Below are 13,748 nucleotides of genomic sequence, written 5' to 3'. Positions count from 1 at the left end.
CCAATGGTGATGCGCGCCGATACACTGAAGCATCAGAGACCAGAAGCCGAACCTGCTGGCTGCGGCCGTTGAGCAGCCCCTACCCCACGGAAGGTGCCCGTTGAGCTTGGATTCACGTGCCAATACGCCGCGAAGCCCCGCAGCGCCGACGGCCGCCGCCCAGGAGCCGCTGTTCGACGACGGCATGCCGGATTTGAATGAGGAGCTGGGCTACCGCGGGCCGATCGCCTGCTCGGCGGCCGGCATCACCTACCGCCAGCTCGACTACTGGGCGCGGACCAAACTGGTCGAGCCCTCACTGCGCAACGCCTCCGGATCCGGTTCGGCGCGGCTGTACTCCTTCCGCGATATTCTGGTGCTCAAAGTCGTGAAGCGGCTGCTGGACACCGGAGTCTCGCTGCAGCAGATCCGCGCAGCCATTGAGCACCTGCGTGAGCGCGGGGTGGACGACCTGGCCCAGATCACCCTGATGTCCGACGGCGCCAGTGTCTACGAATGCACCTCCACCGATGAGGTCATCGACCTGGTCCAGGGCGGCCAGGGCGTGTTCGGCATCGCCGTGGGCCGCGTCTGGCGCGAAGTTGAAGGAAGCCTGGCAGAGCTGCCGCGTGAACGCAGCGACAACTACGTCGCCGCAGGACGGCCCGACGCTGGTGAACCTGACGCGGGAAGCTTCGGCGGCACCGACGAACTGGCGCAGATGCGCGCCCGCCGCCAAAAAGCTTCCTGAGGACTCGATAGGGTGGGGGAGAACTCGTTCACACCCGTCGAAAGGTCCTTGGCCCATGATCCTGATCGTCGTGAAGTTTCCGGTGAAGCCCCAATTTGCGGACCAATGGCCGCAGATCGTGGCTGAGTTCACCGAGGCCACCCGCGCTGAGCCCGGCAATAAGTTCTTCGACTGGTCGCGCAGCCTCGAGGACCCCAACGAGTACGTGCTGGTGGAAGGCTTCGACGACGACGCCGCAGAAGCGCACGTGAACTCCGAGCACTTCCAGAAGGCCATGTCCGCCCAGAGCGCCATGCACCAGGCGCTGGCTGCGACCCCGAAGATCATTTCCCGGCGCATCGACGCCGACGGTTGGGACGAGATGGGGGAGATGAAGGTGGACTGAGCTGCGCCCGGCTCACCCTTCGTCGTACCCGGGCAGGTCAGACCTGGCGGGGACAGATTTCACCCTTAGGATGGAACAGTGCAGATTCTCAGCGTATCCAGTTTGAAAGGCGGGGTCGGCAAGACCTCGGTCACCATGGGCTTGGCATCTGCCGCCCTCCACAACGGGGTGAAGACCCTGGTGATCGACTTGGATCCGCACGCTGATGCCACCACCGGGCTCAGCGTCTCCCGCGGGGCCGGCCGCGAAGCCGGCCAGCTGCTGCGTGAGGCGCGCAGGGCCAACATCGCTGAGCACACCGTGCGCTCCGGCTGGATCGACCTGCTCCCGGAGGAGCTGCAGCGCGATGCCACGCTCGACGTCGTCGTCGGTTCTGCGCTGTCCTCCACCTTCGACCGTCCAGACATCCGTCCGCGCGATATGAAGCGGCTGAAGACCCTGCTCCACGGGCTCAGCGGCTACGACCTGGTGCTGGTGGACTGCCCGCCCTCGCTGTCGGGGCTGACCCGCATCGCATGGGCCGCCTCCCACCAGGTGCTGCTGGTGGCCGAACCCAGCCTCTTCTCCGTGGCCGGCACTGAACGCACGATGCGCGCCATCCGGCTGTTCTCCAACGAATTCGCCCCGCAGCTGACCCAGGCCGGAGTGGTGGTCAACCGCGCCCGGGCCGACTCCGCCGAGCACGAGTACCGACTGCTGGAGATGGAGCGGCTCTACCTGGACAAGCTGATGCTGCCGGTGCTGGAGGAGAACTCCTCCTGGCAGCAGATTCAGGGCGCGGCGTACCCGGTCCACCAGTGGCCCGGCGACCAGGTGCGCGATATGGCACAGAGTTTCGACGAGCTGCTCAAGCAGCTGGTCCCGGCGAAAGCACTGAACGGCTAAACATCTATGACTCACTATGACCTGGCGATCATCGGATCCGGTTCCGGCAATTCGCTGATCACCCCGTACTGGGACGATAAGCAGGTGGCCCTGGCCGATCGGGGCATCCCGGCCACCGGGGCCTTCGGCGGCACCTGCCTGAACGTCGGCTGCATCCCCACCAAGATGTTCGTCCGTCCCGCCGCCCTGGCCCGCACCCCCGAGGAAGCGGCACGGCTGGGCGTGGAGCAGCACACCGTCGGCGCCGACTGGCCGGCGATCCGCGACCGCATCTTCTCCAGGATCGACGGCATCTCCACCGGGGGGCGGCAGTACCGCGAAGGCTTGAGCAACGTGGAGCTGATCTCCGAGGAGATCACCCTGACCGGCACCAAGTCCTTCCGCACCGCCTCCGGCAACGAGGTTCAGGCAGAGCAGATGGTCATCGCCGCCGGTTCGCGCCCGGTGCTGTCGCAGGTGCCGGGGATGGACCTGCCGCAGATTCACACCTCCGAGACGGTCATGCGCGTGGAGCAGATGCCGCAGCGGATCCTGATCGTCGGCGGCGGCTACATCGCTTGCGAGTTCGCCGCCATCTTCTCCGGACTGGGCAGTGAGGTCATCCAGATCAACCGCAGCATCGGGCTGATGAACCAGCTCGACGAGGAGATCGCCGCAGCCTACTCGCAGCAGGCGCAGCAGAACTGGACGGTGCAGTACCAGCGCACCCTGGCCGCAGTGGAGGAGCGCAGCCCCGACCGCGACGGTGGCCCGGCTGGGGTGACCGCCCACCTGGTGACCTCAGACGGGCGTGAGGAGCAGCACGACGTCGACCTGGTGCTGGTGGCCATCGGGCGCACCCCCAACAGTGACCTGGTGGGGGCGGCCGAGGCAGGACTCGATGTGCTCGAGGACGGGCGCATCGCAGTTGATGAGCACCAACGGGTGCTCAGCGCAGGCGAGCCGGTCGAGGGCCTCTACGCACTGGGCGATATCAGCTCCGAGGCGATGCTGAAGCATGTGGCCAACCACGAGGCCCGCGTGGTCGCCCACAACCTCGAACACCCCGATCGGCTGCGCAGCCCACGGACCCACGCGGTGCCCTCGGCAGTCTTCTCCCACCCGGAGCTGGCCCAGGTGGGACTCACGGAAGCGCAGGCGGCTGAGGCCGTGGGTGCGCAGAACGTGACCACCAAGACCCAGCGCTACGGGGACACCGCCTACGGCTGGGCGATGGAGGACGAGTACGGGCTGATGAAGGTGATCGCCGACCGCCGCGACGGGATGATCCTCGGCGGCCACGCGATGGGGCACCAGGCCTCGAACCTGATTCAGCCGATCGTGCACGCGATGAGCTTCGGCCAGGACGCCTACACTGCGGCCCGCGGCCAGTACTGGATCCACCCGGCGCTGATGGAGGTCACGGAGAACGCCATGCTGGGGCTGGAAGTACCGGTGCCCGACGACGCCCCGCTGTAGGCCGAGCTCACCGGCCGGCGGCTGGGCGCAGCATCAGCCGGGGTGCCGGGCTGCGGCGGCACATTATCCCCGCCGGTGTTTCATCCGCGACGATTCTCGGCGCTCGGACGAAACGAGGGTGGGGATAATCGGTGGGGAAGGGCGAGACGGCCGGGACGGGCCGGCCAGGACCGGCTGGGGAGGCCGGCGCGACGGTCTCTCAGCGGCGCAGCGACGAAAACGCGGGGTCCGCCGCAGCCTGCAGCCGCAGCGGACCCCGCGTCGTCGTCGCAGTGTCAGGTCCCCGCAGGTTCAGTCGAACTGTGGGGTTTCGGACCGGCTGCGCTTGAGCTCGAAGAAGTAGGGGTAGTTCGCCAGGGTCACGGAGGCGTCGAAGAGCTTGCCGGCCTCCTCACCCTGCGGGATGCGGGTGATGACGGGGCCGAAGAAGGCGGTTCCGCCGAAGGCCACCACGGGGGTTCCCACGTCCTGACCGACTTGGGAGATGCCTTCCTGGTGGGAGGCGCGCATGACGTCGTCGTGCTTATCGGTCTTGGCCTCATCGACCAGCGACTCGTCCAGCCCCACTTCGGTCACCGCACGGCGGGCGACGGCCTCGAAGTCGCGGTGGCCGTTGATGTGGATCTGGGTGCCAGCCGCCGTGTAGAAGTCGCCCAGCTTCTCCGGGGCTCTCTGGCTGACCGCTGTGGCGGTGCGGGCCGGGATCCAGCGGGCCAGCACGTCCTCGTCCTCCTCGGGGGAGGCGTTCTTGGCTTCGTTGAGCACGCCAAGGCTCATCACGTTCCAGTGCGTCTCAACGTCGCGGACCTTCTCCACCTCCAGGATCCAGCGTGAGGTTGCGAAGGCGAAGGGGCAGATGGGGTCGAACCAGAAGTCCACGCGCTCAGCCATGATGAGTTCCTTTCAGATGGGTATGAGGGTCTATTCACTGCCAACTCTGCAGTGGCCAGCATCATTCCTGCCGGAGGAATCAGCCTCGGCGGATCAGCTTGTGCTGGGCGGCCTGCGCCACCGGGCGCACCACGACCTGGTCCAGGTTGATGTGGTGCGGCAGCGTCACCGCCTGAGCGATGACCTCGGCGACGTCTTCGGCCAGCAGGGGCTTGTCCACCCCTTCGTAGAGCTTCTGCGCGGCCGCGGCGTCGCCGCCGAGCCGCTTGGTGGTGAACTCCTCGGTCTTCACCAGCCCCGGCAGCACCTCGATGACCCGGATGTTGTGTTCGGCCTCCTCCAGGCGCAGGGCGCCGGTGAGCATATGCTGACCGGATTTGGTGGCGTTGTAGCCGGCCCCGCCCTCGTAGGCGACCTGCGCGGCGGTGGAGGTCAGGTTCAGCACGGTGGCCTCGCCGTGGGCGCGCAGCATCGGCAGGAACGCCTGAGTGACGTGCAGGGTGCCCAGCACGTTGACTCGGAACATCCAGCTCCAGTCGTCGCTGCGTCCGTCGGCCACCGGGTCGACGCCGAGTGCCCCGCCGGCATTGTTGATCAGTGTGTCGATGCCGCCGGCCTCAGTGATCTGCTCCAGGACGGAGGCCACCTGCTGCTGATCGGTCACATCGCAGACCAGCGGGATGATGCCTTCCTGCTCAGCCAGGTGTTCGAGCTTCTCGGCCCGGCGGGCCAGGGCAAAGACCTGCCAGCCCTCCGAGGTGAGACGTTGGGCGGTGGCGGCACCGATCCCGGAGGAGGCTCCGGTGACCAGGGCGCGTCGGGTGGGCGCAGGGTGCGTGGCGGCGTCGTGGATCATAGTTCCTAAGGATAGTGAGTTGCGGCACGGATGTGGGGTATGCGACAAAGCTGGTCCCACCTGGTGACCATGACACAATGGCACCCATGGCCGAGAACTTTGAGGGCACAGACACGCCCGCCCGCCCGCACGCACACACCCCCGCAGTCCCCGAGAAGCCCGCTCTGGAAGGTTTGGAGGCAAAGCTCGACGCCGCATGGCAGGCCGAGCAGCTCTACCACTTTGACGAGTCGGCGAGCCGCGAGCAGGTCTACTCCATCGACACCCCGCCGCCGACCGCCTCCGGGTCGCTGCACGTCGGCCACGTGTTCTCCTACACCCAGACCGATGTGGTGGCCCGCTTCAAGCGGATGAACGGCTATGAGGTCTTCTACCCGCTGGGCTGGGACGACAACGGGCTGCCCACCGAGCGGCGGGTGCAGAACTACTACGGAGTCCGCTGCGACCCTGCAGTGGCCTATGATCCGCACTACACTCCGCCGGAGAAGCCGGCGAAGAACCAGCGTGACTGGGACGCGATCAGCCGGCGCAACTTCATCGAGCTGTGCGAGGAGCTCACCCTGGAGGACGAGAAGGTCTTCGAGGACCTCTTCACCCGGCTCGGTCTCTCAGTGGACTGGCAGCAGAGCTACCGCACCATCGACGACGACTCCCGCGCCACCTCCCAGCGGGCCTTTTTGCGCGATGTGCACTCCGGCAACGCCTACACCGCCGAGGCGCCCACCCTGTGGGACATCACCTTCCGCACTGCGGTCGCCCAGGCTGAACTGGAGGCCAAGGAGCGCCCCAGCGCCTACCACCGCTACCCTTTCTTCACCGCCAACGGCGAGAAGGTCTTCGTCGAGACCACCCGGCCCGAGCTGCTGCCGGCCTGCGTGGCGCTGGTGGCCCACCCCGAGGATGAGCGCTACCAGCACCTATTCGGCCAGATGGTGACCTCACCGATCTTCGGCGTCGACGTGGAGGTCAAGGCCCACCACCTGGCGGACCCGGAGAAGGGCTCGGGCATCGCGATGATCTGCACCTTCGGCGATATGACCGATGTGACCTGGTGGCGCGAGCTGCAGCTGCCCATCCGCGCGCTGATCGGCCGCGACGGCCGCTTCTCCCGGGAGACCCCGCAGTGGATCACCAGCGAATCCGGGATCACCGCCTACCAGCGGATGGCCGGCAAGACCGTGCACTCGGCCAAGGAAGCCGTGGTGGAGCTGCTGACGGAAAACGACCTGCTCGACGGGGAACCGGAGCCGATCACCCACGCGGTGGCCTTCTACGAGAAGGGCGATAAGCCCCTGGAGGTCGTCACCTCGCGTCAGTGGTACATCCGCAACGGCGGCCGCGACGCTGACCGGCGGGCGCAGCTGATCAATCGCGGCCGGCAAGTGCAGTGGCACCCCAGCTTCATGCGCTCGCGCTACGAGAACTGGGTGGAGGGCCTCAACGGCGACTGGCTGATCTCCCGCCAACGGTTCTTCGGGGTACCGATCCCGGTCTGGTACCGGCTCGACGACGACGCCAACCCCGACTACCAGGACCCGATCCTGCCCGAGGAGTCTCAGCTTCCGGTGGACCCCTCCTCGGACCCGGCCCCTGGCCTGTCCGAGGATCTGCGTGGGGTGCCCGGCGGATTCGTGGGGGAGCAGGACGTGCTCGACACCTGGGCGACGTCGTCGTTGACCCCACAGATTGCCGGCAAGTGGGAGCGGGACAACGACTTCTTCGCCCGCGTCTTCCCCTACGACCTGCGCCCGCAGGGCCACGACATCATCCGCACCTGGCTGTTCTCCACGATGGTGCGGGCCCATTCGCTGCACGAGACGATCCCGTGGACCCACACTGCCCTCTCCGGGTGGATCCTGGACCCGGAGCGCAAGAAGATGTCCAAGTCCAAGGGCAACGTGGTGGTGCCCGATGACCTGCTGGTGCGCTTCGGCACCGACGCAGTGCGCTACTGGGCGGCCTCAGCGAAGCTGGGCGCCGACACCGCGTTCGAGGAGGCGCAGATGAAGATCGGCCGCCGTTTGGCCATCAAACTGCTCAACGCCTCCAAATTCGCCTTCGGCATGGGCGTCACTGAGGCCCACATCGTCGCTGGGGAGACTGGCTCGGGGGAGAGTGGGGCCGCGGTGATCACCGAACCGTTGGACCGTTCCGTGCTGGCCCAGCTGCGCGATGTGGTCGCCCAGGCTACCGAGCATTTTGAGAACTACGACTACGCCCGGGCACTGGGCGTGGTCGAACACTTCTTCTGGGAGTTCACCGACGACTACGTGGAACTGGTCAAGGACCGGGCCTACGGCTCCCACGGGGAGGCGGGCCAGGCCTCAGTGCGGGCGACGATGGCGACGGTGCTGGACAAGCTGCTGCGACTCTTCGCACCGATCATGCCCTTCGCCGCCGATGAGGTGTGGCGATGGTGGCGCTCCGGCTCCGTGCACGGTGCTGCCTGGCCGCAGGCCGGCGACCTGGACGCTGTGGCAGGCGATCCGACGATCCTCGGCTCGGTCAGCGAGGCCCTGTCCGGGCTGCGCCGGGCGAAGTCTGACGCGAAGGTCAAGCAGCGCACCGAGATCCTCTCCGGACGCGTCACCGGCCCGGCGGAGGAGCTGGGCCATGTGGAGGCGGCGCTGAGCGACCTGCAGGCGGCCACCAAGGCGCGCAGCCTGGACCTGATCAGCGAAGGTGAAGCGGCCCAGGAGATCGAGGTCTCCGACGTCGTCCTCGCTGAGGCCGAACAGCCTGCCTAACCCGGCAGTTGCCCGGCCCGACCCCAGACCTCCCAGCCTGAGCGCCAAACCTCACAGCGCTGTGAAGGAACTGCGCCTGATCAGGCTATGAGATCTGAATACCGCTGTGCAGTTTTCCGCCTCGGGAGGAGGTAACCATGAAGCAGTACACACTGACCCATGAGGGGCTCACGGTGGATGTGGAGTTCGATCTCGGGATGCTGTTCTGGTATCGGGCGCGACTCATCGTCAATGACGAGCCGGTCGACGAGCGCGCCGTATTCTGGGGCACTACGCGGTTGCGGACATCCAACCCCCGGCCGGTCGTGGTGGACGCGAAGACCGGGTTCTTCGGACCCAAGACGCCGGTGCTCCGCGACCACGCTGAGTCCATCCCGTTCGACAAGCGCAGCTAGGCCTCTTCAGGACAGTGGTGGAGGCCACCCCTTCCGGAACGTTCTTGGGCCCCCAAAATAAGGTAAAATGCAGGTAATGTTCAGCTGCATATAAGGAGTTCGCGTGAGGCGTGCTGGTTGGGTCGGGGCTCTGACTGTGGGGACAGTTCTGGTGGGCGGTGTGGCCGTCTACGCACAGTCTGGAGACACCACCACCACGGTGGAAAGAGTGATCGACGGCGACACTGTTGATGTCCGAATCGATGGAGAGACCGAACGCGTACGGCTGCTCAACGTAGACACCCCGGAGACGAAGCACCCCGAGAAGGAGCTGGAGTGCCTCGGGCCGGAAGCTACCGCGTTCCTGGAAGAACAGCTGCCAGTCGGGCAAGAGATTCAGCTCGAGTTCGATGAGGAGCGAACTGACCAGTACGAGCGCGTATTGGCGGGTGTGTACAAAGAGGGCGAACTGGTCAATGCCGAGATTGCCCGGGCAGGCTTTGGAGTTGCGGTGTCCTATGAGCCCAATGTGCGCTTCTATGATGAGGTGAGCAGCGCACAGCACGAAGCCGAAAGTAAGGGCCTGGGACTGTTCGACGAATCGGAAGACTGCACTGTAACCGCCATGATGAGCGCAGTCGAAGAGCAGGTCTCAGCGGTCCCGGAAGAACTTGCCGATGAAGTCAGCGGCATCGAGGAACAGGTCTTAGTCATTCTGGCTGCCGCAGAGGCAGTATCTGCCGCGCAGGCGTCGCTGGCCGTTTTCGCCGAGTTTCCCGACGTAGGTATTTCCAGGGGATTCACAGATCGTTCCGAAGAGTTGAAGAAGACACTTCGTGCCGATGCTGAAAAGCTCGAGAACCTCGAGTCAGATGCGGAAGAACGCATCGACGCCATCCAGGAGGAGGAGCGGCTCGAGGAGGAGCGGCTGGAAGAAGAGCGTCGTGAGGAAGCTGAACGGCAAGCTGAGGCCGAACGTAAGGCTGAACGCGAGGCTGAACGCGAGGCCGAACGTGAGGCCGAACGGCAGCGACAGATCACCCCGCCGGCGCCCCAGCCTGCCCCGACCACCCAGGCACCGGCACCAAAGCCAGTGCAGACAGCCTCGCCAGCTCCGGCCCCCGAACCTGAACCAGCGCCGGAGAGGACGCAGGCACCCGCACCGCCACCACCTGCGCCGAGTAAGAGCAGCGGTGGGGGAGCCGGTACGCCGAACTTAGGCCCCGATCAGGCGCCTCCGGGGTACTTACACAGGGAGGCACCGACCAGTTACACAGGTCCTCGGTGCTTCCTGCCCGGCGGCAACTGGTGGAAGCCCTGCTGATTGTCGACAGCGGCCCGTCAGTCGTGTTCCTGCTCGGCTGAGCGGACTTCGAAGACGCCGGGCAGTTCACTGAGCTGCCGGAAGAGGTCCTCGTCGGCGTTCTGCTGCCGGCGGGTGAATCGCATCGAGGCCTCGACGACCTCCCCGTCGGACGCCTCGAGCCGCTTGGTGTGGGAAAGCGTCGATTCGTAGCCCATATCGCTGGCTGCGCGCAGGATGTCACGCAGCACCCCGCGCCCGTCGGCGTAGCGGACGGAATACAGTCGGGTGCGGCCGTGCTTGGGCAGGCGGCGCACCAGCCAGGTCAGCAGTGTGACGGTCAGCAGATACAGCACCACCGTCAGGGCTGCGATCAGCGGCATCCCTGCTCCGCAGGCCATTCCCACCGCAGCGGTCACCCACACGGAGGAGGCCGTGGTCAGTCCGGAGACGATGTTCTGCCGCACAAAGATCACCCCGGCGCCGAGGAAGCCGATGCCGGTGACGATCTGGGCGGCGATGCGTGAGGGGTCCAGAATCACATCATCACCGAGCACGTGGGCGAACCCGTACGCCGAGACCAGTGTGAACAGGGCGGACCCCATGCCCACAAGAATGTGGGTCCGGGTCCCAGCTGACTTCTGCCGGATTTCCCGCTCAAGCCCGATGACCCCGGAGAGCACGAACGCGCTGATCAGCAGCAGTGCTTCAGTGAGCAGCGTGTCCGGCAAGAGGTCGAGGTCCATCTGACCAATCTAGTCGCCAAATGTGCGTGGCTGAACAGGCATCAGCCGGGGCTGCGTCGTCGTCAGCTCACGGTGACATCACCTTCGGTGCCGCTGACAGCCCTGATGTCCTCAGCTCGGATCAGCCAGACGCAGATCAGGGTCACCACGCAGGTGAAGATCACATATCCCAGCGCGACGGCCAGCCCAGGGCCTCCGATCAGCCAGGTGAGGATCATGGGGGTCAGGCCCGAAGCGACGATTCCGGAGAGCTGGTAGACGATGGAAATGCCGCTGTAGCGCGTGGAGGGCGGAAAAAGTTCGGCATAGAACGCGGCCTGGGACCCGTACATCAAGGGGTAGGCCAAGCCCAGCATGACTACCAGGACACCGGCGAGCATCCACCAGGAACCTGTCTGAATCACCCCGAAGGCCGGGAAGATGAGCAGCGCCAGCAGCACTGCACCCGCCGAGAACACCACCCGCCGCGGGATCGCATCCGAGAGCCGCCCAGACAGCGGGATGCCGAACGCCAGCACCACGGCGGCCACCATGATCGCCAACAGCACCTCCAGTCGCTCAAAGCCCACAGTGCCGGTGGCGTAGGCGATGACGAAGACCGCCCAGAGGTTGTAGGCCACACCTTCGGCATAGCGTGTGCCCATGCCCAGCAGCAGGTGGCGCCGCGAGATCCGGTCCTTCAGCAGCTGCGCCAGCGGAATCTGCCGGCGCAGCTGGCCCAGCTCCTTCTGCGCGGCGCGGAAGCTGGGGGTCTCGGCGATCTTCGAACGCAGGTAGACGCCGACGACGACCAGGATGATGCTGACGAAGAAGGCGATCCGCCAGCCCCAGGCCAGGAACGCCTCATCAGACATCACCACGCTGAGCAGTGTGAAGGCTCCAGTGCCCATCAGCAGTCCCAGCGCCAGACCAAGCTGTGGGAAGCTGCCGAAGAAGCCGCGTCTGTTCTTCGGAGCGAACTCCACGCTGAGCAGGACGGCACCACCCCATTCGCCGCCGATCGCGATGCCCTGTGCGATCCGCAGCAGGATCAGCAGGATGGGCGCCCAGATTCCGATCTGGTCGTAGGTGGGTATGGCCCCGATGAGGAAGGTGGCGATCCCCATGATGTACATCGTGGCCACCAGAGTCTTCTTTCGGCCGATCCGGTCGCCCAGGTGCCCGAACAGGATCCCGCCCAGCGGCCGGGCCAGGAACCCGACGGCGAAGGTTGAGTAGGCCAGCAGCAGCGCCACTGTCTCATCGTCGTTGGGGAAGTAGAGCTGGTCGAAGACCAAACCGGCTGCTGTGCCGTAGAGGAAGAAGTCGTACCACTCGATGGTGGTGCCGATCGTCGCTGAGGAGACCGCGGTGCGAACTTCCTTCTTGGAGACCTCCTGCGGCTGCCTGTGGGGCTCTGCAGCGGCAGTCCCTGCGGCCGTCCCGGGGCTGGTGTGGTCGGCGTCGTCGGTGTTCATAGGTTCTGGTCCTTCGCTGATCGGCATCAGAGCGATTTGCGGAAGATCTCCCGGAATGCGTGGCGATCCGCCGGGCGCGGGACGACGGCGAGCTGGCGAGTCTGCTTCAGCGTGCCGTCCACCAGGGTGTCCAGGTCGTCTTGGTCGTATCCGAATGAGCGCAGCCCGTGGGGCATGTCGATATCGCGCATCAGCGAGCGCAGGACCCCCGGCAGGGCATCGGCGCCGTCTGCGGAGGTGAAGGTCTCTCCGGAGAGCAGCTCGGCCGCCTTCAGGTGGCGCTGAGGATTGGCGACGTAGGTCCAGCGGAAGACCTCTGCGGCTGTGGCGGAGACCGCCTGACCATGGGGCACCATAGGCATCTGCGGGTAGCCCTCGGCCTGGTAGTCCTTCACGGCACCAGCCACCGGGTAGGCGTTGGCGTGGGGCAGGTGCGTGCCCGCGTTGCCGAACCCGGTTCCTGCGTACATCGAGGCCAGGGCCAGCTGGTGGCGGGCCTGCCGGTCGCGGCCGTTGATCACGGCCCTGCGCAGGTAGCGCCCCACTAAGTCCAGCGCCATCTCGCACCACACGTCGCTGACGGGATTCGATCCGGCGAAGGGTGGGCGTTTGGCGGGATCCTCAGCGGCCGGCATCCGGTCGAAGGGAGTGGCCGTATAGCTCTCCAGCGCGTGGGAGAGGACGTCCATGCCGCTGGAGGCGGTGACCTGCGGGGGCAGCGTGTAGGTCACAGTGGGGTCGACCACGGCCAGCCGGGGTTTGAGCGCGGGGCTGGAGATACCGGCTTTCAGGTGCAGGCTGAGCATGTCCACCACGCAGATGTTCGTCGATTCGGAACCGGTGCCGGCAGTGGTGGGGACCGCGATGAGCGGCTTGAGCGGTCGGTCGGGCTTGCGTCCGCCTCCGATGGGTGGGGTGATGAAATCGAGGAGCTCGCCCTGGTGGGTGGTCATGAGGTTCACAGCCTTGGCCGTGTCGAGCGCCGAGCCGCCCCCGATGGCGACGAACCCGTCCCAGTCACCCTGCCTGGCGTACTCCACGGCCTCGGTGATGGAGACATCCGTCGGTTCCACCGCGACCTGGTCGAAGACTTCGCAGGACACCCCCGCACTGCGCAGCTGCTCGGCCACCCGATCGGGGACACCAGCTTGCCGAACTCCTGCGTCGGTGATGATCAGTGCCTTGGAGATGCCGAATCCAACAACATCGGAGGAGATCTCATCGATGGCCCCCTCACCGAACTTCAGCGGCGGTGCCGCCCAAGTGAAGACAGATTCATTGGGACGCAGGTCCTGCTCCATAGGGTTCTACCAATCTCCTGTGCACAGCTGGATGATCCGGTCTGGATGATCCGGTTACCGCCGGCATGCGTCACCGACTCGCCGGACCGTGGCGAGCCTACCACCGGGTCGGCGGGCCGGGGCCGCTACGCGGGTTCTCAACGGAAAAGGTAGAATGAACGTATGGCGGATATGATCATCAGCGACCGACGGGCTTCGCGCCCCGAGGTCGCCAGCCGTCGAAGTGAGATACGAAGGCGTGTAAGCATGTGTGGCCTAGACCACGCGCGCCTCGGTGATGACGGCACTGTGATTGTGCATGCTCCCAATCCTGGTTACGGTGCTGTGGCACGATTTGCCGCTGAAGCTGCCAACATAGTTGGTACCTATGTCCACGTGATCACCGACGATGTGCCAGCTGCTCAGTCCGATGCGCCAGCGCTGTGACCGCCCTTCGAGGGCGCTCGGCGTCTACGTGCCGTCATAGCTGAATAGCCGCCAGCGTCGACTGGGCCGGGCAGGGCGGGGATTCGGCGGAGTTGACGGCGCTGGCGTAGAATGGCCCGCAGCAGCGTGGACCCGGCCATCACCGGTGAGCTTCCGGAAGAACGCAGGACGACGGGCCATTCGTCGTCG

At 65.9% G+C, this 13,748-nt stretch carries 12 protein-coding genes; 7 read left to right on the top strand and 5 right to left on the bottom strand.

The genetic code is table 11. The features are described from left to right. The first annotated feature begins 100 nt into the window (after positions 1 to 100). The 4 genes from FHX47_RS04340 to FHX47_RS04325 all read left to right on the top strand — a co-directional run bounded on the left by FHX47_RS04340 (position 101) and on the right by FHX47_RS04325 (position 3,458). The gene (locus FHX47_RS04340) at positions 101 to 730 is read left to right on the top strand and encodes a MerR family transcriptional regulator (RefSeq protein WP_281376176.1); all 630 of its coding nucleotides are present in this window, start codon (positions 101 to 103) and stop codon (positions 728 to 730) included. A 55-nt stretch (positions 731 to 785) separates the two neighbouring features. After that, complete coding sequence (locus tag FHX47_RS04335) at positions 786 to 1,115, top strand: putative quinol monooxygenase (protein WP_183357611.1); 330 nt, start codon at positions 786 to 788, stop codon at positions 1,113 to 1,115. 78 nt (positions 1,116 to 1,193) lie between these two features. After that, a complete protein-coding gene (locus FHX47_RS04330) occupies positions 1,194 to 2,000 on the top strand; it encodes an AAA family ATPase (RefSeq protein ID WP_183357610.1) in 807 nt (268 codons plus the stop codon). A gap of 6 nt (positions 2,001 to 2,006) precedes the next feature. Continuing rightward, positions 2,007 to 3,458 (top strand): mycothione reductase, encoded by a 1,452-nt coding sequence (locus tag FHX47_RS04325; RefSeq protein WP_183357609.1) that lies wholly within the window; start codon positions 2,007 to 2,009, stop codon positions 3,456 to 3,458. Positions 3,459 to 3,749: 291 nt separating this feature from the next. Here the strand turns inward: FHX47_RS04325 and FHX47_RS04320 are convergent, their stop codons facing one another. Both FHX47_RS04320 and FHX47_RS04315 read right to left on the bottom strand, forming a co-directional pair. Beyond that, positions 3,750 to 4,349, bottom strand: coding sequence for a mycothiol-dependent nitroreductase Rv2466c family protein (locus FHX47_RS04320; protein WP_183357608.1), 600 nt, complete (start codon positions 4,347 to 4,349; stop codon positions 3,750 to 3,752). A gap of 79 nt (positions 4,350 to 4,428) precedes the next feature. After that, on the bottom strand, positions 4,429 to 5,205 hold the full coding sequence (locus FHX47_RS04315) for an SDR family oxidoreductase (RefSeq protein WP_183357607.1): 777 nt from the start codon (positions 5,203 to 5,205) through the stop codon (positions 4,429 to 4,431). Positions 5,206 to 5,291: 86 nt separating this feature from the next. Between FHX47_RS04315 and valS the strand changes: the two genes are divergently transcribed. The 3 genes from valS (at position 5,292) to FHX47_RS10950 (ending at position 9,650) form a co-directional block, all read left to right on the top strand. Beyond that, positions 5,292 to 7,952: a valine--tRNA ligase gene (gene valS, locus FHX47_RS04310; protein ID WP_183357606.1), complete on the top strand. Its 2,661-nt coding sequence runs from the start codon at positions 5,292 to 5,294 to the stop codon at positions 7,950 to 7,952. A gap of 137 nt (positions 7,953 to 8,089) precedes the next feature. Next, a complete protein-coding gene (locus FHX47_RS04305; RefSeq protein ID WP_183357605.1) occupies positions 8,090 to 8,347 on the top strand; it encodes a hypothetical protein in 258 nt (85 codons plus the stop codon). Positions 8,348 to 8,450: 103 nt separating this feature from the next. Beyond that, positions 8,451 to 9,650, top strand: a complete 1,200-nt coding sequence (locus tag FHX47_RS10950) for a thermonuclease family protein (RefSeq protein ID WP_183357604.1) — start codon at positions 8,451 to 8,453, stop codon at positions 9,648 to 9,650. 17 nt (positions 9,651 to 9,667) lie between these two features. On the opposite strand, the gene FHX47_RS04295 is transcribed toward FHX47_RS10950, so the two are convergent. From FHX47_RS04295 to FHX47_RS04285, 3 genes are all read right to left on the bottom strand, one after another. After that, the gene (locus tag FHX47_RS04295) at positions 9,668 to 10,375 is read right to left on the bottom strand and encodes an MgtC/SapB family protein (RefSeq protein WP_183357603.1); all 708 of its coding nucleotides are present in this window, start codon (positions 10,373 to 10,375) and stop codon (positions 9,668 to 9,670) included. A gap of 62 nt (positions 10,376 to 10,437) precedes the next feature. Then, a complete protein-coding gene (locus tag FHX47_RS04290; RefSeq protein WP_183357602.1) occupies positions 10,438 to 11,832 on the bottom strand; it encodes an MFS transporter in 1,395 nt (464 codons plus the stop codon). 26 nt (positions 11,833 to 11,858) lie between these two features. Further along, positions 11,859 to 13,133, bottom strand: a complete 1,275-nt coding sequence (locus FHX47_RS04285) for a hydroxyacid-oxoacid transhydrogenase (protein ID WP_183357601.1) — start codon at positions 13,131 to 13,133, stop codon at positions 11,859 to 11,861. Positions 13,134 to 13,748 lie beyond the last annotated feature (615 nt).

Origin of the sequence: Garicola koreensis (assembly GCF_014195445.1) — a bacterium.
Taxonomy (GTDB): domain Bacteria; phylum Actinomycetota; class Actinomycetes; order Actinomycetales; family Micrococcaceae; genus Nesterenkonia; species Nesterenkonia koreensis.
This window is presented reverse-complemented; position numbering and strand designations above follow the sequence as displayed.

Excerpts from the sequence above, each read along its gene's own strand:
- FHX47_RS04335 (WP_183357611.1), top strand. The coding sequence starts at position 786 with ATGATCCTGATCGTCGTGAAGTTTCCGGTGAAGCCCCAATTTGCGGAC.
- FHX47_RS04325 (WP_183357609.1), top strand. The coding sequence starts at position 2,007 with ATGACTCACTATGACCTGGCGATCATCGGATCCGGTTCCGGCAATTCG.
- FHX47_RS04320 (WP_183357608.1), bottom strand. The coding sequence starts at position 4,349 with ATGGCTGAGCGCGTGGACTTCTGGTTCGACCCCATCTGCCCCTTCGCC.
- FHX47_RS04315 (WP_183357607.1), bottom strand. The coding sequence starts at position 5,205 with ATGATCCACGACGCCGCCACGCACCCTGCGCCCACCCGACGCGCCCTG.
- valS (WP_183357606.1), top strand. The coding sequence starts at position 5,292 with ATGGCCGAGAACTTTGAGGGCACAGACACGCCCGCCCGCCCGCACGCA.
- FHX47_RS04305 (WP_183357605.1), top strand. The coding sequence starts at position 8,090 with ATGAAGCAGTACACACTGACCCATGAGGGGCTCACGGTGGATGTGGAG.
- FHX47_RS04295 (WP_183357603.1), bottom strand. The coding sequence starts at position 10,375 with ATGGACCTCGACCTCTTGCCGGACACGCTGCTCACTGAAGCACTGCTG.
- FHX47_RS04290 (WP_183357602.1), bottom strand. The coding sequence starts at position 11,832 with ATGAACACCGACGACGCCGACCACACCAGCCCCGGGACGGCCGCAGGG.
- FHX47_RS04285 (WP_183357601.1), bottom strand. The coding sequence starts at position 13,133 with ATGGAGCAGGACCTGCGTCCCAATGAATCTGTCTTCACTTGGGCGGCA.